The sequence below is a fragment of the Comamonas sp. Tr-654 genome, from assembly GCF_011752915.1.
Taxonomy (GTDB): Bacteria; Pseudomonadota; Gammaproteobacteria; order Burkholderiales; family Burkholderiaceae_C; genus Comamonas.
The window spans coordinates 1-22,242 of the sequence record NZ_VWWQ01000004.1; the positions used below are offsets into that span (position 1 = coordinate 1).

General features: G+C 63.8%; 19 protein-coding genes. 8 read left to right on the forward strand and 11 right to left on the reverse strand.

Annotation, left to right across the window (positions count from 1 at the left end; translation table 11 throughout):
• From F3J24_RS13345 to F3J24_RS13380, 8 genes are all read right to left on the reverse strand, one after another.
• Nucleotides 1-676 (reverse strand): aldehyde dehydrogenase family protein (locus F3J24_RS13345; protein ID WP_167007044.1); only part of this gene is annotated, 676 nt, incomplete at its 3' end.
• 190 nt (nucleotides 677-866) lie between these two features.
• Complete coding sequence (locus F3J24_RS13350) at nucleotides 867-2,204, reverse strand: enolase C-terminal domain-like protein (protein WP_167007048.1); 1,338 nt, start codon at nucleotides 2,202-2,204, stop codon at nucleotides 867-869.
• A 48-nt stretch (nucleotides 2,205-2,252) separates the two neighbouring features.
• Entirely contained in the window at nucleotides 2,253-3,218 is a 966-nt protein-coding gene (locus F3J24_RS13355; protein ID WP_167007051.1) for a 2-hydroxyacid dehydrogenase, read from the reverse strand.
• A gap of 92 nt (nucleotides 3,219-3,310) precedes the next feature.
• Nucleotides 3,311-4,276 carry a tripartite tricarboxylate transporter substrate binding protein gene (locus tag F3J24_RS13360; protein WP_240154330.1) on the reverse strand — a complete coding sequence of 322 codons (966 nt, stop codon included), beginning with the start codon at nucleotides 4,274-4,276 and terminating at the stop codon, nucleotides 3,311-3,313.
• A 96-nt stretch (nucleotides 4,277-4,372) separates the two neighbouring features.
• Nucleotides 4,373-5,332 (reverse strand): tripartite tricarboxylate transporter substrate binding protein, encoded by a 960-nt coding sequence (locus tag F3J24_RS13365; protein ID WP_167007054.1) that lies wholly within the window; start codon nucleotides 5,330-5,332, stop codon nucleotides 4,373-4,375.
• Nucleotides 5,333-5,388: 56 nt separating this feature from the next.
• Nucleotides 5,389-6,300, reverse strand: a complete 912-nt coding sequence (gene kdgD, locus F3J24_RS13370; protein ID WP_167007057.1) for a 5-dehydro-4-deoxyglucarate dehydratase — start codon at nucleotides 6,298-6,300, stop codon at nucleotides 5,389-5,391.
• A gap of 40 nt (nucleotides 6,301-6,340) precedes the next feature.
• Nucleotides 6,341-7,318: a tripartite tricarboxylate transporter substrate binding protein gene (locus F3J24_RS13375; RefSeq protein WP_003059547.1), complete on the reverse strand. Its 978-nt coding sequence runs from the start codon at nucleotides 7,316-7,318 to the stop codon at nucleotides 6,341-6,343.
• A 308-nt stretch (nucleotides 7,319-7,626) separates the two neighbouring features.
• On the reverse strand, nucleotides 7,627-8,382 hold the full coding sequence (locus F3J24_RS13380; protein WP_167008198.1) for a FadR/GntR family transcriptional regulator: 756 nt from the start codon (nucleotides 8,380-8,382) through the stop codon (nucleotides 7,627-7,629).
• 143 nt (nucleotides 8,383-8,525) lie between these two features.
• Here F3J24_RS13380 and F3J24_RS13385 point away from each other — a divergent pair, with 143 nt between their 5' ends.
• The 3 genes from F3J24_RS13385 to garD all read left to right on the forward strand — a co-directional run bounded on the left by F3J24_RS13385 (nucleotide 8,526) and on the right by garD (nucleotide 12,667).
• Nucleotides 8,526-9,821, forward strand: a complete 1,296-nt coding sequence (locus tag F3J24_RS13385; RefSeq protein WP_167007060.1) for a glucarate dehydratase family protein — start codon at nucleotides 8,526-8,528, stop codon at nucleotides 9,819-9,821.
• Nucleotides 9,822-9,938: 117 nt separating this feature from the next.
• The gene (locus F3J24_RS13390; RefSeq protein WP_167007063.1) at nucleotides 9,939-10,940 is read left to right on the forward strand and encodes a tripartite tricarboxylate transporter substrate binding protein; all 1,002 of its coding nucleotides are present in this window, start codon (nucleotides 9,939-9,941) and stop codon (nucleotides 10,938-10,940) included.
• A 161-nt stretch (nucleotides 10,941-11,101) separates the two neighbouring features.
• The gene (garD, locus tag F3J24_RS13395; protein ID WP_167007066.1) at nucleotides 11,102-12,667 is read left to right on the forward strand and encodes a galactarate dehydratase; all 1,566 of its coding nucleotides are present in this window, start codon (nucleotides 11,102-11,104) and stop codon (nucleotides 12,665-12,667) included.
• An 88-nt stretch (nucleotides 12,668-12,755) separates the two neighbouring features.
• On the opposite strand, the gene F3J24_RS13400 is transcribed toward garD, so the two are convergent.
• The gene (locus tag F3J24_RS13400) at nucleotides 12,756-14,294 is read right to left on the reverse strand and encodes an acetyl-CoA hydrolase/transferase family protein (RefSeq protein WP_167007069.1); all 1,539 of its coding nucleotides are present in this window, start codon (nucleotides 14,292-14,294) and stop codon (nucleotides 12,756-12,758) included.
• 369 nt (nucleotides 14,295-14,663) lie between these two features.
• Here F3J24_RS13400 and F3J24_RS13405 point away from each other — a divergent pair, with 369 nt between their 5' ends.
• A complete protein-coding gene (locus tag F3J24_RS13405; protein ID WP_167007072.1) occupies nucleotides 14,664-15,644 on the forward strand; it encodes a YihY/virulence factor BrkB family protein in 981 nt (326 codons plus the stop codon).
• 103 nt (nucleotides 15,645-15,747) lie between these two features.
• Here F3J24_RS13405 and F3J24_RS13410 read toward each other — a convergent pair whose 3' ends face one another.
• Nucleotides 15,748-16,521 carry a ferredoxin--NADP reductase gene (locus F3J24_RS13410; RefSeq protein ID WP_003059561.1) on the reverse strand — a complete coding sequence of 258 codons (774 nt, stop codon included), beginning with the start codon at nucleotides 16,519-16,521 and terminating at the stop codon, nucleotides 15,748-15,750.
• A gap of 397 nt (nucleotides 16,522-16,918) precedes the next feature.
• On the opposite strand from F3J24_RS13410, the gene F3J24_RS13415 reads away from it, so the two are divergent.
• The 4 genes from F3J24_RS13415 to F3J24_RS13430 all read left to right on the forward strand — a co-directional run bounded on the left by F3J24_RS13415 (nucleotide 16,919) and on the right by F3J24_RS13430 (nucleotide 21,654).
• A complete protein-coding gene (locus tag F3J24_RS13415) occupies nucleotides 16,919-18,121 on the forward strand; it encodes an ABC transporter substrate-binding protein (RefSeq protein ID WP_167007075.1) in 1,203 nt (400 codons plus the stop codon).
• Nucleotides 18,122-18,215: 94 nt separating this feature from the next.
• Nucleotides 18,216-20,129, forward strand: a complete 1,914-nt coding sequence (locus tag F3J24_RS13420) for an ABC transporter permease (RefSeq protein ID WP_167007078.1) — start codon at nucleotides 18,216-18,218, stop codon at nucleotides 20,127-20,129.
• Nucleotides 20,126-20,887 (forward strand): ABC transporter ATP-binding protein, encoded by a 762-nt coding sequence (locus F3J24_RS13425; RefSeq protein ID WP_167007081.1) that lies wholly within the window; start codon nucleotides 20,126-20,128, stop codon nucleotides 20,885-20,887. Before F3J24_RS13420 ends, F3J24_RS13425 begins: the two co-directional genes overlap by 4 nt.
• Entirely contained in the window at nucleotides 20,884-21,654 is a 771-nt protein-coding gene (locus F3J24_RS13430; RefSeq protein WP_167007084.1) for an ABC transporter ATP-binding protein, read from the forward strand. Before F3J24_RS13425 ends, F3J24_RS13430 begins: the two co-directional genes overlap by 4 nt.
• A 9-nt stretch (nucleotides 21,655-21,663) precedes the next feature.
• Here F3J24_RS13430 and F3J24_RS13435 read toward each other — a convergent pair whose 3' ends face one another.
• Nucleotides 21,664-22,182 (reverse strand): YiiX/YebB-like N1pC/P60 family cysteine hydrolase, encoded by a 519-nt coding sequence (locus F3J24_RS13435; RefSeq protein ID WP_240154331.1) that lies wholly within the window; start codon nucleotides 22,180-22,182, stop codon nucleotides 21,664-21,666.
• Nucleotides 22,183-22,242: the final 60 nt, after the last annotated feature.

The following is a 22,242-nucleotide window of genomic DNA, read 5'->3' on the forward strand; positions in this document are numbered from 1 at the left end:
AGCCCGTGAAGCTGATGGCTGCCACGTCGGCGTGGTTGACCAGGGCTTCACCGATCACACGGCCGCGGCCCATGACCAGGTTGAACACACCGGCGGGGATGCCGCTGCGGTGGATGATGTCGGCCAGAGCCCAGGCGCTGCCGGGCACCAGATCAGCGGGCTTGAGCACCACGCAGTTGCCGAAAGCCAGGGCCGGAGCGATCTTCCAGGCCGGGATGGCGATGGGGAAGTTCCAGGGCGTGATCAGGCCGACCACCCCGATGGGCTCGCGCGTGATTTCCACGCCGATGCCGGGGCGCACCGAAGGCACGGTCTCGCCGCTCAGGCGCAGGCATTCACCGGCAAAGAACTTGAAGATCTGGCCGGCGCGGCCGACTTCGCCAATGGCTTCGGGCAGGGTCTTGCCTTCTTCGCGGGCCAGCAGCTCGCCGAGCTCGGCCTTACGCGCCAGGATTTCCGTGCCGATCTTGTCCAGAGCGTCGGAGCGCGCCTGGATGCCCGAGGTGGACCAGGCGGGAAACGCGGCCGTGGCGGCAGCCACGGCGGCCTGCACGTCGGATGCACCGCCCTGGGCGTACTCGCCGATCACATCGGACAGGTCGCTGGGGTTGGTGTTGGGGCTGTAGGTGGTGGCGGCCGTCCATTGGCCGTTGATGAGGTTGTCGTAGCGGGACATGAAATGCTCCAAAAGAGAGATTCGATAAAAGAGGGTGAGCTAGTTGGGCGCTGCATTTGAAGCAGGCGCGGCCCAAAGCGATGGACACCGAGGAAGGGCCTAAGCCGGCCGCGCCGCCCCGCACCGAAGGTGTCGTCCCCCTCCCGCACAGCGAGAGAGGGGGAAGGCGCGTAGCGCCTCAGGGGGAGCATCACCTCACCATGCAAGGCCGTTTGTTGTCGAACTTCCAGCCGGGGATCAGGTGCTGCATGGCGATGGCATCGTCGCGGGCGCCCAGGCCGTGTTCCAGGTACAGGGCGTTGGCGCGCTTGAGGGCTTCGCGGTCCACGGTCACGCCCAGGCCGGGGGTCTTGGGCACTTCCACAAAGCCGCCCTTGATCTGCAGCGGGTTCTGCGTGAGGTACTGGCCGTCCTGCCAGATCCAGTGCGTGTCGATGGCGGTGACCTTGCCGGGCACGGCGGCGGCCACGTGGGTGAACATGGCCAGCGAGATGTCGAAGTGGTTGTTGGAGTGCGAACCCCAGGTCAGGCCCCAGTCGCGGCAGGTCTGGCCCACGCGCACCGAGCCGGCCATGGTCCAGAAATGGGGGTCGGCCAGGGGGATGTCCACGGACTGCAGCGACAAGGCGTGCACCATCTGGCGCCAGTCGGTGGCGACCATGTTGGTGGCCGTGGGCAGCCCCGTGGCGCGGCGGAATTCAGCCATGACTTCACGGCCCGAGAAGCCGCCTTCGGCGCCGCAGGGGTCCTCGGCATAGGCCAGCACGCCGCGCATGTCGCGCATGAGGCGAATGGCATCCTTGAGCAACCAGCCGCCGTTGGGGTCCAAGGTGACGCGGGCCTCGGGGAAGCGTTTCGCCAGGGCCGTCACGGCCTCAACCTCCTGCTCGCCGGCCAGCACGCCGCCCTTGAGCTTGAAGTCGTTGAAACCGTAGCGGGCATAAGCGGCTTCGGCCTGGCGCACGATGGTCTCGGGTGTCATGGCCGTCATGTGGCGCACTTGGGTCCAGTCGTCCGTGCCCAGCTTGTCTTCGCCGGCCTTGACGTAGTCCATGCCGGTCTTGTCGCTGGGGCCCACGAAGAACAGGTAGCCCAGCATTTCCACGCGCTCGCGCTGCTGGCCTTCGCCCAGCAGTGCGGCCACGGGCACGCCCAGGTGCTGGCCCATCAGGTCCAGCAGGGCAGATTCGATGGCGGTCACGGCGTGTACGCCGATGCGCAGGTCAAAGGTCTGCAGGCCACGGCCGCCGGTGTCACGGCCTTCCAGGGATTTCTGCACCTCTTGCAGCAGCTGCAGGTGCTGGCCGATGGAGCGGCCGATCAGCACCTGCTTGCTGTCCTCCAGCGCCTGGCGGATGCCTTCGCCGCCCGGTACCTCGCCCACCCCCGTATGGCCCGCGCTGTCGTGCACCAGCACGATGTTGCGGGTGAAGTAGGGCGCATGGGCGCCGCTGAGGTTCATGAGCATGCCGTCGCGGCCGGCGACGGGAATGACTTCAATGGCGGTAATGGTCGGGGTAGTGGACATAGGAAGGCTCTTCAACAGACGCGGAGGAAAAGGGGGATCACAGGGCGATCACTGCGCGGCGGACCAGGGCACTTCGGCCGCGGGACGGCCCGTGGCGATGAACTGCTGCAGGTTGTGCAGCACCAGGTCGGCCATGGCGCGGCGGGTTTCGTGGGTGCCGCTGGCGATGTGGGGGGCCAGCACCACGTTGTCCAGGGCCAGCAGGGCGGGCAGGGGGCGGGGCTCATCCTCGAACACGTCCAGGCCGGCGCCGGCGATGTGCTTGTTCTCCAGGGCATCGGCCAGGGCAGCTTCGTCGACCACGCTGCCGCGGGCCACATTGACCAGGAAACCTTGCGGGCCCAGGGCCGCCAGCACCTCGGCATTCACCAGGTGGCGCGTGCCTTCACCGCCGGCTGCGGTGATGACCAGGATGTCGGCCCAGCGCGCCAGCTCCAGCAGCGAGGGCAGGTACTGGTGGGGCGAGCCTTCGACGGGGCGACGGTTGTGGTAGGCCACTTCCATGTCGAAGCCCGAGGCGCGGCGCGCCACGGTGGAGCCGATGCGGCCCATGCCGAAGATGCCCAGGCGCTTGCCGCTGGCGCGGGTGCGGATGCCGAAGCGGCTCTTGCTCCAGTCGCCTCGGCGCACGAAACGGTCGGACTCGCTCAGGCCGCGCGTGGCATCCAGCAGCAGGGCAAAGGCCAGATCGGCCACGCAGTCGTCGAGCACGCCGGGCGTGTAGCCCACACGTGCGCCACGGCGCAGCAGGGCGTCCTTGTCGAGGGCGTCGAAGCCCACGCCGAAGCTGCTCACGAACTTGAGATTGGGCAGGGCGTCGACCACGCCCGCAGGCAGGCCCATGGCGGCTGAGGTGACCGCATATTCGAACTGTCCGCCATGCTCGGCAAGAAAGCGCTCGGGATCGGGCTGCTCGGAGAGGATGCTCACCTCATAGGCCTGAGCCAGTTCGGCATCAAGCTGGGTCAGCGGCATCTTGCCGTATTGAAGAACGCGTGGTCGGGTGGTCGCCATGCCGGGAATTCCTTGCTTTGGTCAATGGTGGAGGCCGCAGCCTCCAGGGGGAGAAAGCGGCCCGCTTGTACGGGCCGCCAGGGGTTTAAAGCTTATTCGGCCTTGATCCCCTTTTCGGCAATGAGCTGGGCGTAGGTCGTGTAGTCGGACTCGATCAGCGCGGCGAACTGCCGGGGTGTGGTGGTCCTGGCGACGGCGCCCTGTTCATTGAGCCGCTGGGCGATGTCGGGCTGGGCCACGGTATCGCGGATGGCCGCTGCCAGACGGTCGATGGTGGCCTGCGGCGTCTTGGCCGGAGCCAGCACGCCCACCCAGGAGATGGACTTGAAGCCTGGCACGGTCTCGGCCACCGTGGGCACATCGGGCAGTGCCGGTACACGCTTGTCACCAGTCACGGCCAGGGCGCGGAGCTTTCCGGCCTTGATGTGACCCAGACTTTCGAGCACGGTGGCAAACGTGATCTGCACGTGGCCGGACAGCAGGTCCACGATGGCCGGCCCGCCACCTCGATAGGCCACATGCTGGATATCGGTCTGGGTGGCGCTCTTGAACATCTCGCCGGCCAGGTGCATGGAGCCGCCCGGGCCCGAGGTGCTGTAGCTGAACTTGCCTGGCTGGGCCTTGAGCAGGGCGATCAGGCCGGCCACGTCCTTGGCCTGTACGCCGGGATGCACCAGCAGCACCTGGGGCAGCTCGGCGACCAGGCTGACGGGGGCGAAAGCCGTCTTGGCGTCGTAGGGCAGCTTCTTGTAGAGGATGGGATTGATGGACTGGGTGCCGATATTGCCCAGCAGGATGGTATTGCCGTCGGCCGGCGCTCGGGCCACCTGGTCGGCACCGATCACCCCCGCAGCGCCGGGCTTGTTCTCGATGACCACGGTCTGTCCCAGGCGGCTGGCCAGGGCCTGGCTGAGCAGGCGGGCACTGGTGTCGCTGCCGCCACCGGGCGCGAATGGAACGACCAGGGTCAGGGGCTTGCCGGACTGTTGTGCGCTGGCGGCGCAGGACAGTCCGGCCAAGATCAGTGTGAGCAGCAATCGGCGGGAAGGGTGTCGCATGCCTTGTCTCCGTTATCGGTTTTGTGGGTGCATGGGCCGCGGTTCGCGGCAGGAAAAGCCGGTAGGCGCAGAGCGCCCGTCGGCGACGGACCGCCTTCAGTCGGCGGTGATCTTGCGGCTCTGGATCAGCTGCTTCCAGCGCTCGTTCTCCTGGGCCTGAAAGCGCGTGAATTCCTCGGGCGTGTTGCCCACGATTTCCAGCCCCTGCTCCACAAAGCGCTTGCGGATGTCGGGTTGCTGCACGGCGACAATGGCAGCCTTGGCCAGTCTGGCCTTGACATCGGCCGGCAAGCCCTTGGGCGCGGCCATGCCTTGCCAGGAGTAGACCTCGGCACCCTTGACGCCGGACTCGGCCAGTGTGGGAACGTCGGGCAGCACGGGCGAACGCTGGCTGCCGGTCACGGCAATGGCACGCAGCTTTCCGCTACGCAGATGGGGCAGCACGGCATTGACGTTCTGGAAGGAGAAATCCACCTGTCCGCCCAGCAGATCGGTGATGGCCGGTGCTCCGCCCTTGTAGGGCACATGCACTGCTTCAGTACCCGTTTGCTGCCAGAACAGCTCGGCCGACAGATGGTCCGAAGAGCCATTGCCTGAGCTTGCAAAACTGATCTTGCCGGGATTGGCCTTGAGCGCGGCAATCACCTCGCTCACGCTGCGGGCCTTTTGCGTCGGGCTGGCAACGAGCACATTGGGCGCCTGCACGGGGATGGTGATGTAGTCGAAATCCTTGCTGGCGTCATAGGGCACGTTCTTGACCATATGTGGGGTGACCACAAAAGGGCCCAGCGAGGCCACCAGCAAGGTGTAGCCGTCGGCCGCTGCACGCTTGACGGCTCCCGCACCGATGGTGCCCGTGGCACCAGGGCGGTTTTCCACGACAAAGGGCTTGCCCAGTTGCTCGGCCATGCTCAGGGCCACCGCACGCGCCACGGTGTCGGTGGAGCCGCCGGCCGGGAACGGCACGATGATGTTGACGGGCCGGTCGGGAAAGTTGCCGGCCGCCTGGGCGGCCAGGGCCAGGGTGGCACCCAGCGTGATCAGTATCTTTTTCATGCTTTGTCTCCTGAAGACGCGGGGCCCGGTTCTTGGCCTGACCCCTGCATCGGGTCTTACTGGGGGCCGAGCTTGTCGATCAGGACCTTGAGCTCCTCCAGCTCGGCAGGCTTGAGGTCGGTCAGGGGAGCGCGCACGGGACCGGCATCGTGGCCGACCAGCTTGGCGCCGGCCTTGATGATGCTCACGCCGTAGCCTTCGACACGGTTGCGGATCTTCAGGTAGGGCATGAAGAATTCCTTGAGCAGCTTGTGCTGCGTGGCCATGTCGTCGGTGCGCACGGCTTCGTAGAACGCCATCGCCGTCTTGGGGATGAAGTTGAAGACGGCGGACGAGTACACGGGCGTTCCCAGAGCCTTGTAGGCCGCGGCATAGACCTCGGCCGTGGGCAGGCCGCCCAGGTAGGCGAAGCGGTCGCCCATCTTCATGAAGATGGAGGACATGGTTTCGATATTGCCCATGCCGTCCTTGAAGCCCACCAGATTGGGGCAGCGCTCGGCCAGGATGGCCAGGGATTCGGGCGTGAAGCGGGTGCGGTCGCGGTTGTAGACGATGACGCCGAACTTCACGCTCTTGCAGACCTGCTCAACATGGGCGATCAGGCCTTCCTGGCCGGCTTCGGTCAGGTAGTGGGGCAGCAGCAGGATGCCGTGGGCGCCCAGGCGCTCGGCTTCCTGGGCATGGGCAATGGCAGTGCGGGTGGGGCCGCCGGCGCCGGCAATGATTGGCACCTTGCCGCGGCAGGTATCCACGGCGGTCTTGATGATCTGGCCGTATTCCTCGCCATACAGCGAGAAGTATTCGCCCGTGCCGCCGGCCGCGAACAGCGCACTGGCGCCGTAGGGAGCCAGCCATTCAAGGCGCGCGGCATAACCCTTGGCATTGAAGTTGCCCTGGGCGTCGAAGTCCGTCACGGGGAAGGACAGCAGGCCGGAGCTCATCACGTCTTTGAGGTCTTGGGGTGTCATGGTAATCCTTGAATAGAGGGGGCAAAAAAGATCTGGCAGCTCAATCCAGCTGCAGTTGGGCGGCTTGCACCACGGCGCGCCAGCGCGCGCGTTCGGCGTTGAAGAATTTGTCGGTTTCGGCGGGCGTCATCGTGACGACCTCGGCACCCTGACCTGTCAGCCGGGAGCGGACCTCGGTGGAGCGGATGGCACCGAGCAGCACCTGGTTCACACGCTGCACCACGGCTTCAGGCGTCTTGGCGGGCAGCACCACGCCCTGCCAGGTGCCCGAGGCAAAACCCTGTGCGCCCTGCTCTGCCAGCGTCGGCACATCGGCAATCAGGGGCATGCGGGTGTTCTTGGAGATGCCCAGCAGCTTGAGCTTGCCGCTTTGCACATGCGGATAGGTGGCCAGCATGCCGTTCATCAGCACCTGGGTCTGGCCAGCCACCGTGTCCTGCACCGACTGCACGCCGCCCTTGTAGGGCACATACACCCACTTGGCGCCGGTGATGCGGGCCAGCTCCACGCCGGCCAGATGGGGAGCACTGCCCGATGCGGTAACGGCAAAGTTCAGGTCCTGCTTCTTGGACAGCTCCACCAGCTCCTTGAGATTGCTGGCCTGGACGGAGGGGTGCACCACCAGCATATGGGGCGAATAGGCCAGCATGGCCGCACCGCGCAGTGCCTTGGACGGATCGAAGCTGAGCTTGGTATAGATCGAGGGAGAGATGGCCAGTGCGCCGAGATCGCAGAGCAGCCAGGTGTAACCGTCGGCCGGCGCGCGGGCGACGAATTCAGCGCCCAGATTGCCATTGGCGCCGGGCTTGTTGTCGATCACCACGGTCTGCTTGAGCTCCTGGGAGATCAGTTGCCCGATGGAGCGCGCAATGATGTCGGAGCTGCCGCCGGGCGGATAGGGAACGACAAGGCGGATGGGCTTGCTGGGCCAGGCATCGGCAGCCAGCAATGTGGACGACAGCAAACCGCCGGCCGCCAGGGCCAGCAGAGAGCGCAGAAAGTGCGAGCGTCGGACCATGGTGAAATGTCTCCTTGTTGTGATCAGTCATCATACAACTAGGTTTTTTTGAACACCAAGACATTTTTTCTAAGGGTAAGCACGGGTCACCGCTGTTGATCAGGCTTCAGCGTGTGCCACTTTCATCCATTGAATATGCTTCAAACTCAATACTGAAGAGCGCTTCAAGCTATTATTTTTAAAGCACCTTCATATGTTTGGCGCAGCGGAGCCACAGCGCCCGCCGCATGCCGCGGGCAGTCCGTCGCCCGTTGCTGCGGTCAGCCTCTTCAATCAAGCGCCCGCCCAGGTGCCTGGGCATGGCGGGCTCAGGACTCGGCGCTCAGGCTCAGACGCTGGGCCAGGCGCAAACGCTCCCGCGAGTTGGTCAGATGGATGCGCATGGCGGCACGGGCCGAATCGGCATCCTGGCGCACGATGGCGGCATAGATCTCCTCGTGCTCGCGGTTCACACGACGCAGATAGTCGGGATCGCGTGCCGGCGTATGCATGGAGGCGATGCGATTGCGCGGAATCAGCAGCGTTCCGAAATGCTGCAGGATGTCCTGAAAATACCGGTTGCCTGTGGCCTGCGCAATGCTCAGGTGAAAGGCCAGATCATGCTCGACGGTGTCGTGCCCCAGGGCGAAATGATGCTCGAACTCCTGCAGAGCCTCGCTCATGACCTGCAGATGGGCTGCGCTGCGGCGCTGGGCAGCCAGACCGGCTGCCTCGGTCTCCAGACTGATGCGCAGCTCCAGCACAGCCAGCACGTCGACGGACTCGCTGAGCTCGCGCGCGCTGAGCATGGGGCTTGCGCTCTGGCGCGCGGGCAGCACAAACGTGCCTATGCCATGGCGGGTCTCGACCAGACCCGCAGCCTGCAATTTTGACAGCGCCTCGCGCACCACGGTGCGGCTGACGTCATAGCTGCGCACGAGTTCGGACTCGGTGGGCAGCTTGTCCCCCTCATGCAGCAGGCCCTGGCGGATCTTGTGCTCGAACTCCTCGGACAACAGATTCGCCAGACTGCGGCTGCCCTTGCTGGTTTTGCTGCGCAGCGCGTACCCCTCCGTCAGCGGCAAAGACGGGGTTGATTGGGGTAATTCCGATGTCTGAGTACTCATGAGCCTGATGATAATGGCTTTCAGTTGTACGACAACATACCACAAAGACTCCCTATTTCAACCTCGGCCCGCAACTCCTGCGCCGCATCAGTCATCTCAAGATGAGCACTTCTCACCAGATCCGCCACATCCGCATCACGCCGATTGCCTTCCGTGATCCGCCGCTGCTCAACGCCGCCGGCATTCACGAGCCCTGGGCGTTGCGCTCCATCATCGAGATCGAGACTGCTTCCGGTCTGGTCGGCATCAACGAGAGCTATGGCGACCAGCCCATGCTGGATGCTCTGGCCAAGGCCGCACCGGCCCTGGTCGGGCTTTCGCCCTGGGCCCTCAATGAAATGGAGGCCCGTGTCGCCGCCCTGGTTACTCCGCCCAAGCTCACGACCTCGGAATTTCTGGGTCAGCAGGTCTCGCTGGCCCCTGGCACCCATGTCTCCAAGACCGTGGCCAAGGTGGTCAGCGCTTTCGAAGTCGCCATGCTGGACCTGCAGGGCCAGATGGCCCAGGCTCCCATCGTCGACCTGCTGGGCGGACCCGCACGCGACCGCGTGCCCTACTCGGCCTATCTGTTCTACAAATACGCCGAGCATGTGGGCCAGCCCTATGCACCCGACGCCTGGGGCGAAGCCCTGACGCCGGCCCAGCTCGTGGCCCAGGCCCGGCGCATGATCGACCAATACGGTTTCCAGAGCATCAAGCTCAAGGCCGGCACGCTGCCGCCCGAGCAGGAAGCTGCCGGCATCCTGGCGCTGGCCGAGGCCTTCCCCGGCACACCGCTTCGCATCGACCCGAATGGCAACTGGACCGTGGAGACCAGCCTGAAGATCGTGCAGCAGTTGCGCGGCGTGCTTGAGTACTACGAGGACCCGGCCCCGGGCCTGGACGGCATGGCCGCCGTGGCCCGCGAGTGCGATGTGCCCCTGGCCACGAATATGGTGGTGACGGACTTTGCCGAGTTCCGCCGCAACGCCGACATGGGCTGCCCCGTGAAGATCGTGCTCAGCGATCACCATTACTGGGGCGGCCTGCGCGCCACACAGCGCCTGTCCACGCTGTGCCGCACCTTCGACCTGGGCCTGTCCATGCACAGCAACTCCCATCTGGGCGTGAGCCTGGTGGCCATGACTCATTTGTGCGCCAGCGTGCCCCTGCTGACCTATGCCTGTGACACCCACTATCCATGGCAGGACGAGGAGGTCGTCGAAGGCGGCCGCCTGCAGTTCGAGCAGGGTAGCCTGCGCGTGCCCACCACGCCCGGCCTGGGCGTGACCCTGGACCGCGAGGCCCTGGCCCGACTGCACGACAACTATCTGCATTGCGGCATCCGCAACCGTGACGACCTGGGCCAGATGCGCAAATACGACCCGGAATTCACCGGCAAGCAACCGCGCTTCTGAACTCCAGCCCCTCCACATAAAGACCGCAAAGAGCAAACATCCAGCCCAAGCCGAGCTGGTTCGATCGCCCCCCTTTCCACAGCGCAAAAAGACGCTTTTCAACCGGAGACAATCATCATGCAACGCCGCACCCTGCTTCAATCCACCCTCGCCGCCAGCGCCCTGTTGCTGGGCACCTCCCTTGTCGCCGCACCGGCCCTGGCACAGGGCAATTGGCCCACGGGCAAGCCCATCACCTATCTGGTTCCGTTCCCCCCCGGCGGCAATACCGACACCCTGGCGCGCGTGATTGCGCAGCCGCTGAGCAAGGCCCTGGGCACGCCCGTGGTCATCGAGAACAAGGGCGGCGCCGGCGGCAGCGTGGGTTCGGCCCTGGCGGCACGCGCCCCGGCCGACGGCTACACCATTCTGGGGGGCACCATCAGCTCGCACGCCATCAATGTCAGCCTGTACTCCAAGCTGGACTATGACCCCGTCAAGTCCTTCACGCCCGTCGCCATGCTCGGCTCCGGCCCTCTGGTACTGGTAGTGCCAGCGTCCAGCCCCTACAAGACACTGGCCGACGTGCTGGCCGGCAGCAAGGCCAAGGCCTCGTCGGGCGGCCTGACCTCGGCCTCTCCTGGCAACGGCACCTCCAACCACATGGCGCTGGAACTGCTGGCATACCAGACCGGCGTGAAGTTCACCCATGTTCCCTACAAGGGCAGCGGTCCCGCCGTGCAGGATGTCATGGGCGGACAGGTGGACATGATGTTCGACACTGCCCTGGTTGTCGGCCCGCACATCCAGTCCGGCAAACTACGCCCCATCGCCGTGAGCAGCTCCAAGCGCCTGGAATCGCTACCCGATGTACCGACGATCGCCGAAGCCGGCGAGAAGGGTTTCGACATGGGCTCCTGGCAGGCCGTTTTCGCCCCTGCGGGCACGCCCAAGCCCATCGTGGACCGCCTGCATGCCGAAATCCTGAAGATCGTCGCCACCCCCGAAGTCCAGGCCCGCCTCAAGAACTTCGGCATGCTGCCGTCGAACATGACGACCGTCGAGCTAGCCGACTACCAGAAGGCCGAGGTGAGCAAGTGGGCCAAGGTGATCAAGTCTGCTGGAATAAAAGCTGAATGACCCCCTGAGGCGCTTCGCGCCGTCCCCCTTCTCACTTCGTGGAGGGGGACAACGCCTTCGCCGCAAGGCGGCTCTTGCTCGGCGTTCCTGAGTTGGGAACCTGAAGTCTGCGAGGGCTGCACTCCGATTGCGACAGGCACCTAGAAAATTGAGACATTGACATGAGTACCCCACTTCCGCTTTCCATCAGCATGCATCCGGCCGACAACGTGGCCATTGTTGCCAACGACGGCGGCCTGCCTGCGGGCACCGTGCTGCCGTCCGGCCTCACGCTGCTCGACAAGGTGCCACAGGCGCACAAGGTGGCGCTGGTGGACATTCCCGAAGGCGGTGAGGTGCGCCGCTACAACGTGATCATCGGCTATGCACTCAAGCCCATTGCTGCCGGCAGCTGGGTGCATGAACGCTTGCTGCAGATGCCCGAGGCACGCTCGCTGCAGGGCCTGCCCATTGCCACCGTCAAGCCGCCCGTGCTGGAGCCGCTGGCAGGCTATACCTTCGAGGGCTACCGCAATGCGGACGGTACGGTGGGCACGCGCAACATCCTGGCCATCACCACCACGGTGCAATGCGTGGCCGGGGTGCTCGACTTTGCGGTGCGCCGCATCAAGTCCGAGCTGCTGCCCCGATACCCTAACGTCGACGACGTGGTGGGCCTGGAGCACAGCTATGGCTGCGGCGTGGCCATCGATGCCGTGGGAGCCGAGATCCCGCAGCGCACGCTGCGCAACATCAGCCGCAACCCGAACTTCGGCGGCGAGGTCATGGTGGTCAGCCTGGGCTGCGAAAAGCTGCAGCCCGAGCGCCTGCTGCCGCCGGGCAGCTTTCCCATCGTCGACGAGCGTGAACCAGCACTCGATGTGGTCTGCCTGCAGGACGAGGCCCATATGGGCTTTATGTCCATGATCGACTCCATCATGCGCCAGGCCGAGCAGCATCTGCGCCGCCTCGACGCCCGCCGCCGCGAGACCGTGCCCGCCAGCGCCCTGGTGGTGGGCGTGCAATGCGGGGGCAGCGACGCCTTCAGCGGCGTCACCGCCAACCCCGCCGTGGGCTTCTGTACCGACCTGCTGGTGCGTGCGGGCGCCACCGTGATGTTCAGCGAGGTAACCGAGGTGCGCGACGGCATCGACCAGCTCACCTCGCGCGCCGCAAGCCCCGAAGTGGCTGAAGCCATGATCGAGGAAATGGCCTGGTACGACGCCTATCTGGACAAGGGCCGTGTGGACCGCAGCGCCAACACCACGCCGGGCAATAAAAAAGGCGGATTGTCGAACATCGTCGAAAAGGCCATGGGCTCCATCATCAAGAGCGGCACGGCCCCCATCACCGGCGTGCTGTCGCCGGGTCAGCGGCTTGCCGATCGTGGCATCAGCCAGGGTCTGGTCTATGCGGCCACGCCGGCCAGCGACTTCATCTGCGGCACGCTGCAGCTGGCGGCCGGCATGAACCTGCATGTCTTTACCACGGGCCGCGGCACGCCTTACGGTCTGGCACAGGTGCCGGTGATCAAGGTGGCCACGCGCAGCGACCTCGCGCGACGCTGGCACGATCTGATGGATATCAACGCCGGACGCATTGCCGACGGCGAGGCCACGATCGAAGACATAGGCTGGGAAATGTTCAGGCTGATGCTCGATGTCGCCAGCGGTCGCAAAAAGACGTGGGCCGAGCATTGGCAGTTGCATAACGCACTGGTGCTGTTCAATCCGGCACCGGTGACCTGAAGCCACGCACTGCACATGCTTCTGAAGCTGTAGCAGCTTGTGCAAGCAATTCCTTGGCAGCGTTTTTCATGGGTGCTTCAGCAAGCGATCAAGCCTGCATGGAGCCCGTCTTCAGATAGCGCTGATGCCAGGCATAGGCTTCATCCAGCAGATGCGGCGTGTGCTTGCCCTGTGCATCGCGCAGCGCGCGCTCCAGATACTCGCTCATCGCGTCCTTGTAGTCGGGGTGCACGCATTTCTCGATGATCAGATGTGCGCGCTGCACCGGCGCCAGGCCGCGCAGATCGGCCAGACCCTGCTCGGTCACGATGACCTGCACATCATGCTCGGTGTGATCGACATGGGAGACCATGGGCACGATGCAGCTGATCTTTCCGCCCTTGGCCGTGGAGGGCGTCATGAAGATGGACAGATAGGCGTTGCGCGCAAAGTCACCGCTGCCGCCAATGCCGTTCATGATGGACGAGCCCATGACATGCGTGCTGTTGACGTTGCCGTACATATCGGCCTCGATCAGCGCGTTCATCGAAATCAAACCCATGCGGCGGATCAGCTCGGGGTGGTTCGATATCTCCTGCGGGCGCAGCATGATGCGCTGGCGGTAATAGTCGATGTTGGCCAGAAAGCGCTCCATGGCTGCAGGGCTCAGCGCCAGCGAGGTGGTCGATGCGGTATCGAGCTTGCCCGACTCCAGCATGTCGAGCATGCCGTCCTGCAGCACCTCGGCATAGGCGTTCAGGTGGTCGAACGGGCCGTTGTTCAGCCCCGCCAGCACGGCGTTGGCGATATTGCCAACGCCCGACTGCAGCGGTAGCAACTCGGGCGGCAGGCGGCCCACTTTCACCTCGTGCTGCAGAAAGTCGATGATGTTCTCTGCAATGCGCATGGAGCCCTCATCGGGTGCCGTGAACGCTGCCAGCCTGTCGCGCTGCGCTGTGGGCACCACGGCAATCACTTTGCTCGGGGCGCAATGCAGATAGGGCTCGCCAATACGGTCGAACGGGTGCTCCATGGGTATGGGCTTTCGCCTGGGCGGCACGGCCGCGCCATAGTAAATGTCGTGCATGCCTTCGAGCTCGGCGGGCTGGGCGCTGTTGACTTCGAGAATGATCTTGTCGGCTTCCTCCAGCCAGGTCTTGTTGTTGCCCACCGAGGTCGATGGAATCAGGCGACCGTCCGGCAAGATTCCCGCCACCTCGATCACCGCCACGTCAAGATGACCGAGGAAGCCGAACCACACATGCTGCGTCACATGCGGGAGGTGGATGTCCACATACTGCATGCCGCCCTCGTTGATCTCCTTGCGCACCGTGGGATCGCTCTGGTAGGGCAGTCGGCGTTCGATGCCATGCACCTTGGCCGGTGCGCCATCGAGTTCGGGAGAGGTCGAAGCACCCGTCCACAAGCTGATACGGAAGTTGCCGCCATCGGCGTTCTGCGCTTCTATCCGGCGTGCCAATGCCTGAGGCACGGCCTTGGGTGCGCCTGCGGGAGTGAAGCCGCTCATGCCCAGGGTCATGCCGGATTGAATCAGGCGGGCGGCCTGGTCCGCCGTCATGATGCGTTCGCGCAAGACAGGGCAAAGCACGCGATCTGCAGGAGAAGCGGTGGTGAAGGAAGTCTTCATGAAATGTGTCTCGTCTCCCCAGCTTTCGTGAAACGAAAGGGATTTTTTTGTAGTTAAATAGTTGCACTTTGACTGGTGCAAACCCGGATCGAACTACGACACACAGAAGGTCTCTAAGCGTAGTTGACTAGAGAAAACCCAACCCCCGGTGCGCTTTCCTGGAGGAAGCCAGCGCAATTGAGCTCATCTTCAAAAAAGTGAGCATTCATCGCTCAGTAGATAAAGGATGAGAACCTGAAGCTGCTGAAGCCCACCGCCATGGCAGAGTTGCCAGAGCCCCGGCGGCAATTACAAAATATTTGCCTATCCTCAATGCCAGCCGACATAGGCTGACAAGCCTTCCGTGTTTCCGCTACCAGAATTCGACACATGGCTTTTGATACCTCCGGCTGGCAGCACAAGCTGCGACGCATCACCCAGCCTCTGCAACCGCTCATTGATTCCGTACAGCTCTGGTTGCAGGCCGATGGTCTGCGCATGAGTGCCGCCATGTCTTTCTACGGCATGCTGAGTCTGGCGCCGCTATTGCTGGCCGTCGTGGGCCTGCTGGGCTGGTGGCTGGACCGCAGCTATGTGGAAAGCACCTTGATCAGCCAGATACAGAGTGTGGTCGGAGAGCGCGCGGCACAGGTCGTCAAGAGCGCGCTGGCCAGCGCCCAGAATGCCAATCAGGGATCGCTCGCCTCCGTGCTCGGTCTGGTGATGATGCTCTCGGGCGCCACGGGCGTGTTTGTGGAGCTGCAGGCTTCGCTGGACAAGCTCTGGTCCATGGGTGAAGAGTCGCGCCCGCAGGAAAACAAGCCGTGGTGGAGCATGGCCATCTCGCGCCTGTGGGGGCTGAGCTATGTTGTGGGTCTGGGCTTTTTGCTGCTGGTGTCCATGGTGCTTTCAACCGCCATCCAGATGATCACCAAATGGGCCAATGACGAGCTGCAGCTTGTACCGCTGGGTCCGCTGATGGGGCTGATCAACGAGGGCCTGTCCTTTGCCATTGCAGTGCTACTGTTCTGGGGTCTGATGCGCATGGGTACCGGCATCAAACCCGTCACCAGATATCTGCTGCTGGGCTCATTGACGGGAGCAGCCCTGTTCACCATCGGAAAGCAGGCCCTGGCCTGGTACCTGTCCACCGCCGCCGTGGTCTCGGCCTATGGAGCTGCCGGCTCGCTGGTGGTGGTGTTGATGTGGTTCTACTTCACCTCGGCCATCCTGCTGTTCTCGGCCGCCACGGCCAAGGCCTGCAGCAAGTCCAAGGTCCAACTGGGCATCCCGTTTGTCTCGCGAAAGCAGTCCAATACCACACTCATGGATGTGCAGCGCCTGCCCGAGAACGCAGGGGAGAACATCTAGGTCAAGCACAACAGCGGCCATACATGGGCTCTCCGCCATCTTCTCCTCAGCGGAAATGCAAAAGGCCTGCGGATGCAGGCCTTTTGTCAGGGACAAGCCGGAATTACTTTTCCACGAAAGCGCGTTCGATGACAAAGTCGCCGGGCGTAGTGGTGTTGCCTTCCTTGAAGCCGCGCTTTTCCAGCAGCTCCTTGAGCTCGGACAGCATGGCGGGGCTGCCGCACAGCATGACGCGATCGGTCTCGGGATTCAGATCGGGTAGACCCAGATTCTGCGGGAAGGTGCCGTTGTTGATCTGGGCCGAGATACGGCCCTGGTTGCGGAAGGGTTCGCGTGTCACGGTGGGGTAGTAGTGCAGCTTGCCCTTGACGATATCGCCGAGGAATTCATGCTCGGGCAATTCCTTCTCGAACAGCTCCTGATAAGCCAGCTCCTGCACCTGACGCACGCCATGCACGACGACCACATTGTCGAAACGCTCATAGGTCTCGGGGTCGCGCGCCACGGCCAGCCAGGGAGCCAGGCCCGTGCCCGTGCCGATCAGATACAGATTCTTGCCGGGCAGCAGATAGTCGATCAGCAACGTGCCTGTAGGCTTCTTGCCCACGATGATGGTGTCACCCACCTGGATGTTCTGAAGCTTGGAAGTCAGAGGGCCCTCGGGCACCTTGATGGACAGAAACTCCAGATGCTCCTCATAGTTGGGGCTGGCGATGGAGTAAGCGCGCAGCAGGTTCTTGCCATCCACCTTCAGGCCGATCATGGTGAAGTGGCCGTTGGAAAAGCGCAGCGATGTGTCGCGGGTGGTGGTGAAGGAGAAAAGACGGTCGGTCCAGTGGTGGACGGACAGCACGCGTTCTTCAAGAAAAGCACTCATGATTCGTCTGAAATAAAAACTCTAAGCAGAAAACCTGCGCGGCAAATGCTGGGCGGTGGCGGGGCACTGCAGGTCAGGGCTGCTAGCGCGTTGGCTGCCGGTTGCCAAGCGGGACAAGACCTATATTGTCCGGCAATTGCACAGAAACGGGGGAATCACCCACCAATGTCTTGAGATCGAATAGTGATAAGCAGAATGAAGCGCTCCGATACCGCCCGAACGCAGGAAAACTGGCTCGCCCTTCTTGACTCAGGGAAAACGCTGTTCTAGGATCAGCCCTCACGCGCTTGGAACAAGCGCTTTATTTGTCTATATAAATGCTCAGATTGAGCATTATTGGTGGCAGAGACCCTGTGTCTCGAACCGTGGTCGCCACCTAGCACCGAGGAGAATGACGATGCAGCTGCGCTGGTCCCTGTCCCTGCTGACACTGGCCGCCCTGCCCGCCTGGGCACAGGGCGTGATCAAGATTGGCGAAATCAACAGCTACAAGGCTCAACCCGCGTTTCTGGAACCCTACAAAAAGGGCATGGAGCTGGCGGTGGAGCAGGTCAATGCCGCAGGCGGCATTGCCGGCAAGAAGCTGCAGCTCATCGTGCGCGACGACAACGCCACGCCGGGCGATGCCGTGCGTGCCGCCGAAGAGCTCTACACGCGCGAAAAAATCGATGTGCTCACGGGCAGCTTTCTCTCGCATGTGGGCCTGGCGCTGACCGACTATGCCAAGCAGAAAAAGCGCTTCTTCCTCGCCTCCGAGCCGCTGACCGACAAGATCGTCTGGGCCGACGGCAATCACTACACCTACCGTCTGCGCGGCTCCACCTATATGCAGACCGCCATGCTGGTGGAGGAAGCACTCAAGCTCAAGAAGAAGCGCTGGGCCATCGTCTACCCCAACTACGAATACGGGCAGTCGGCGATTGCCACCTTCAAGGCGCTGATGAAAGCCAGGCAGCCCGACATCGAGTTTGTGGCCGAGCAAGCGCCGGCACTCGGCAAGATCGACGCCGGCTCCGTCGTGCAGGCACTCGCTGATGCCAAGCCCGATGCCATCTTCAACGTGCTGTTCGCCACTGACCTGGGCAAGTTCGTGCGCGAAGGCAATACACGCGGCTTGTTCAAGGGCCGCGAAGTCGTGGGCCTGCTGACGGCCGAGCCCGAGTACCTGGACCCGCTCAAGAAGGAAGCGCCTACAGGCTGGACCGTGACCGGCTACCCCTGGTATTCCATCAACACCCCTGAGCACGCAGCCTTCCTCAAGGCCTATCAGGCCAAGTTCAAGGACTACCCGCGCCTGGGCACCATCGTGGGCTACAACGCCATCCAGTCGATTGCTGCGGGCCTGCGCAAGACCAAGGGCGACCCCGACACCGAGAAACTGATTGCGGCCTTCAGGGGCCTGGAAGTCGCCACGCCCTTCGGCCCCATCACCTATCGCGCACAAGACAACCAGTCCACCATGGGGGCCTATGTCGGCAAGACCGCCTATGACGAGAAGCTGGGGCACGGCGTGCTGGTCGACTACCGCTATGCCGACGGCAAGAACTACCAGCCCACGGACGAGGAAGTGAAGAAGCTGCGTCCCGCGACAGCGAACTGATTTTGCTTCGGCGAAAATGCCTGGCCACCTGCACTGCAGCAGGTGGCTTTTTCATCTCTGAACACACTATGTCGAGCTTCAGGAGCTACGCAGCATGAGTGCATCCGGCCTGCTGGCCCAGTTGCTCAACGGACTGGCCAGCGCATCGTCGCTGTTTCTGGTTTCGGTCGGGCTGTCGCTGATCTTTGGTGTCACCCGCACCATCAACTTCGCCCACGGCTCGTTCTATATGCTGGGCGCCTTCATCGCCTACAGCAGCGTGGACCGGCTCTCACCCCATATCGGATTCTGGCCCGCGCTGCTGCTGGCTCCGCTGGCCTGTGGCGCACTCGGGGCCCTGACTGAGACACTGCTTCTGCGTCGCATCTACAAGGCGCCCGAGCTATTCCAGTTGCTGGCCACGTTTGCACTGGTACTGGTCATCAAGGATGCTGCGCTGTGGCTGTGGGGCCCCGAGGAACTGTTCGGCCCGCGTGCCACAGGACTTGAAGGCTCGGTGGAGTTTTTGGGCCGCCAGTTCCCCACTTACGATCTGTTTTTGATAGCAGTCGGCCCCTGCGTACTTTTGGGCCTGACGCTTTTGTTGACCAAGACCCGCTTTGGGACCCTGGTGCGTGCCGCCACGCAAGACCGCGAAATGGTAGGCGCCCTGGGCGTGAACCAGGCCTGGCTGTTCACCGCCGTCTTCGCACTGGGTACGCTGCTGGCAGGCCTGGGCGGCGCGCTGCAGCTGCCGCGTGAGCCCGCCAGTCTGGAGATGGACATGCTCACCATTGGCGCCGCGTTTGTGGTGGTGGTGGTCGGCGGCATGGGCAGCATACCGGGCGCCTTCATGGCCGCGTTGCTGGTGGCAGAGCTCAAGGCGATCTGCATCTGGCTGGGCGTGCAGGAGATCGCGGGCTTCGAGCTGTCGTTCTCCAAGCTCACGCTGGTGGTGGAGTTCCTGGTCATGGCCGTGGTGCTGATCTGGCGACCCTGGGGCCTGCTGGGCAAGCCCCAGGCACTGGCACGCAACGCTGGCGAGCCAGAGCAGCCGCTGCGCCGTTCAGGGCGTGGTGCAACGGCCGCATGGCTGGGCCTGCTGAGCGCGCTGGTGCTGCTGCCGCTGACGGCAGGTGCCACCGAAGGCGGCAGCTACGCCACCGTGCTGCTGGCCGATATCTTTGTCGCCGCGCTGTTTGCGAGCAGTCTGCACTTCATACTCGGGCCTGGCGGCATGCACTCCTTCGGTCACGCGGCCTACTTTGGCCTCGGCGCCTACGGTGCTGCACTGCTGGTGCGTATGCTGGATCTGCCCATGGAAGCCGCACTGCTGCTCGGCCCCCTGGCCGCCGCTGCGGGCGCCCTGCTCTATGGCTGGTTCTGCGTGCGGCTGTCGGGCGTCTATCTGACCATGTTGACCCTGGCGTTTGCGCAGATCAGCTGGGCCATCGTCTTTCAGTGGGATGACTTCACGGGCGGCAGCAATGGCCTGACTGGCGTATGGCCCCCCGAATGGGCATCGCAGGGCCCGGCGTTCTACTGGCTGGCTCTGGGCATCTGCGCGCTGGGCATCTATCTGCTGCGTCGCCTGCTGTTTTCTCCTCTGGGCTATGCGCTGCGCGCATCTCGCGACTCGGCTCTGCGGGCCGATGCAATCGGCATCGACGTGCGCCGCGTGCAGTGGACGGCGTTCGTGATCGCCGGGCTGTTTGCCGGCCTGGCCGGGGCGCTATTTGCCTTCAGCAAGGGCGGCGTTGCGCCCGATGCCATGTCGGTCACCAAATCGGTGGATGCACTGGTCATGGTGCTGCTGGGCGGCGTGCAGACGCTGGCCGGCCCCCTGGTGGGGGCGGCAGCCTTCACCTGGCTGCACGACACCGTGGCACGCAACACCGAATACTGGCGCGCGTTGATGGGAGCGACCATGCTGATTCTGGTGCTGCTGGCACCGCAGGGTATTGCAGGCTATGCGCAACTGCTGTGGTCGCGTGTGAGCGCCAGGAACAAGGCAGGAGCAAGAACATGAGCCTGCTGCAGGTACAGAACGTCAGCAAGGCCTTTGGCGGCGTGAAGGCCGTGCAGCAGGTCTCATTCGACCTTCAGGCGGGCGAGCTGCTGGCCCTCATCGGCCCCAACGGCGCTGGCAAGAGCACCACCTTCAATATGGTCGGCGGCCAGTTGCCACCCGACAGCGGCCAGGTTCTGCTCAATGGCCAGTCCATCACCGGCCTGCCGCCGCGCGCCATCTGGCGCAAGGGCGTGGGACGCACCTTCCAGATTGCACAGACTTTTGCCTCGCTCAGCGTGGTGGAAAACGTGCAGATGGCTTTGCTGTCGGCCGATCGCAGGATCTTCAGCTGGTGGCCGCGTGCCGCCAGCCACCGGCGCTCCGACGCATTGGCCCTGCTGGAGCAGGTGGACATGGCGGCACAGGCCGATCGCCCCTGCAGCGCCCTGGCCTATGGCGATGTGAAACGAGTGGAGCTGGCCATGGCGCTGGCCCATGATCCGCTGCTGCTGCTCATGGACGAACCCACGGCCGGCATGGCCCCGGGCGAGCGTGTCGCGCTGATGCAGCTGACCCGCCAGCTTGCGCAGCAGCGCCACATGGGCGTGCTGTTTACCGAACACAGCATGGACGTGGTCTTCGGTCAGGCCGACCGTGTGGCTGTGCTGGTGCGCGGCCAGTTGCTGGCAGAAGGTACACCGCAAGCCATTCGCGACGACGCGCGCGTGCAGCAGGCCTATCTCGGTACCGGCCTCGTTCTTGAAAAACAGCAATGAATCAAATGCATAGCAACCAGCGCTTGATGGATAAGGGCAAGAGCCCAAAATTGCTTGAAGTCCAGGACCTCAATGCTTGGTATGGCGCGGCCCATATCCTGCATCAGGTATCTCTGGCCGTGGGGCGCGGCGAAGTCGTAGCGCTGATGGGTCGCAATGGCGCTGGCAAGTCCACCACGCTCAAAAGCATTGCCGCCCTGGTGCCGCACCGCGAGGGAAGTATCCGCTTCATGGGAGAGGCGATAGAGAAAAAAGCCTCGCACCAGATCGCGCAGCGTGGCCTGGGCTATGTGCCCGAGGATCGCCGCATCTTTACCGAGCTGACGGTGCTGGAAAACCTCGAGGTCGGCAAGCAAAAGCCTCGCCGATGGCCCGATGGCTCCGCCATGCCGCACTGGACGCCCGAAAGGCTTTTTGCGCTGTTCCCCAACCTGGGAGAGATGCCCGACCGTCTGGGCGGGCGCATGAGCGGTGGCGAACAGCAAATGCTGAGCGTGGCCCGCACGCTGATGGGCCAGCCCTGCCTAGTGCTGCTGGACGAGCCCTCCGAGGGGGTTGCTCCGCTGATCGTCGAGCAGATGGCGCGCACGATTCTCGAACTCAAGGCACAGGGCATAGGCATCTTGCTCAGCGAGCAGAACCTGCCGTTTGCCGAGGTCGTGGCCGACCGTGCCTATGTGCTGGAAAAAGGCCAGATCGTGCACACAGCCAGCATGGCCGAACTGGTGGTCGACAAGGCCGTGCGCCAGCAATATCTGGGCGTGTAGAACACGGGTCTAGCGCAAGGACAGCAAGGGCGTCAGCGGGCGCAAACGGGTTGAGCGCAGCAGCGTGCTGGGCAGAAGGTAGCGCCCGCCGAGAATCGGCAGCTCCACCTTGGTGAACACCACTCCAAGATCCATGCCGCCTTGTTGCCAGGCCTGCCAGACCAGCGTGGTGCAGTACAGATCCTCAGTGTCTCCCTGCAGCTTAAACGGCTTGCCCTGCTGCGCCATGGCCCAAGCCACAGCCCGCTCGCGCGTGCCGGGGTCGGCAGCGACCTGATACAGGCGATAAGCCTGAGCGCGCTGCGCGTCCAGAAAAAAGTCCAGCGAATCAAGCACCACGGCATCCGCCTGACCCTGGCGCTCGGACGGCGTGGCATGCAACACCTGCCATTGACCGGGCCGCCCCACCAGCATGCCCACATGGCTGAAGTCTCCATGGTCCACGGCTTGCACCAGGTGGCTGACGTTTTCCGTTCCCCGGCGAAAGATCAGATCGCCCGGCGCAGCCTGCGGCGGCAACGGCGGCATTGCAAAAGCCAGGCCGGCACAGCAGGCCGACAGCACCATTACAGCGGCCGTTGCCAGCCG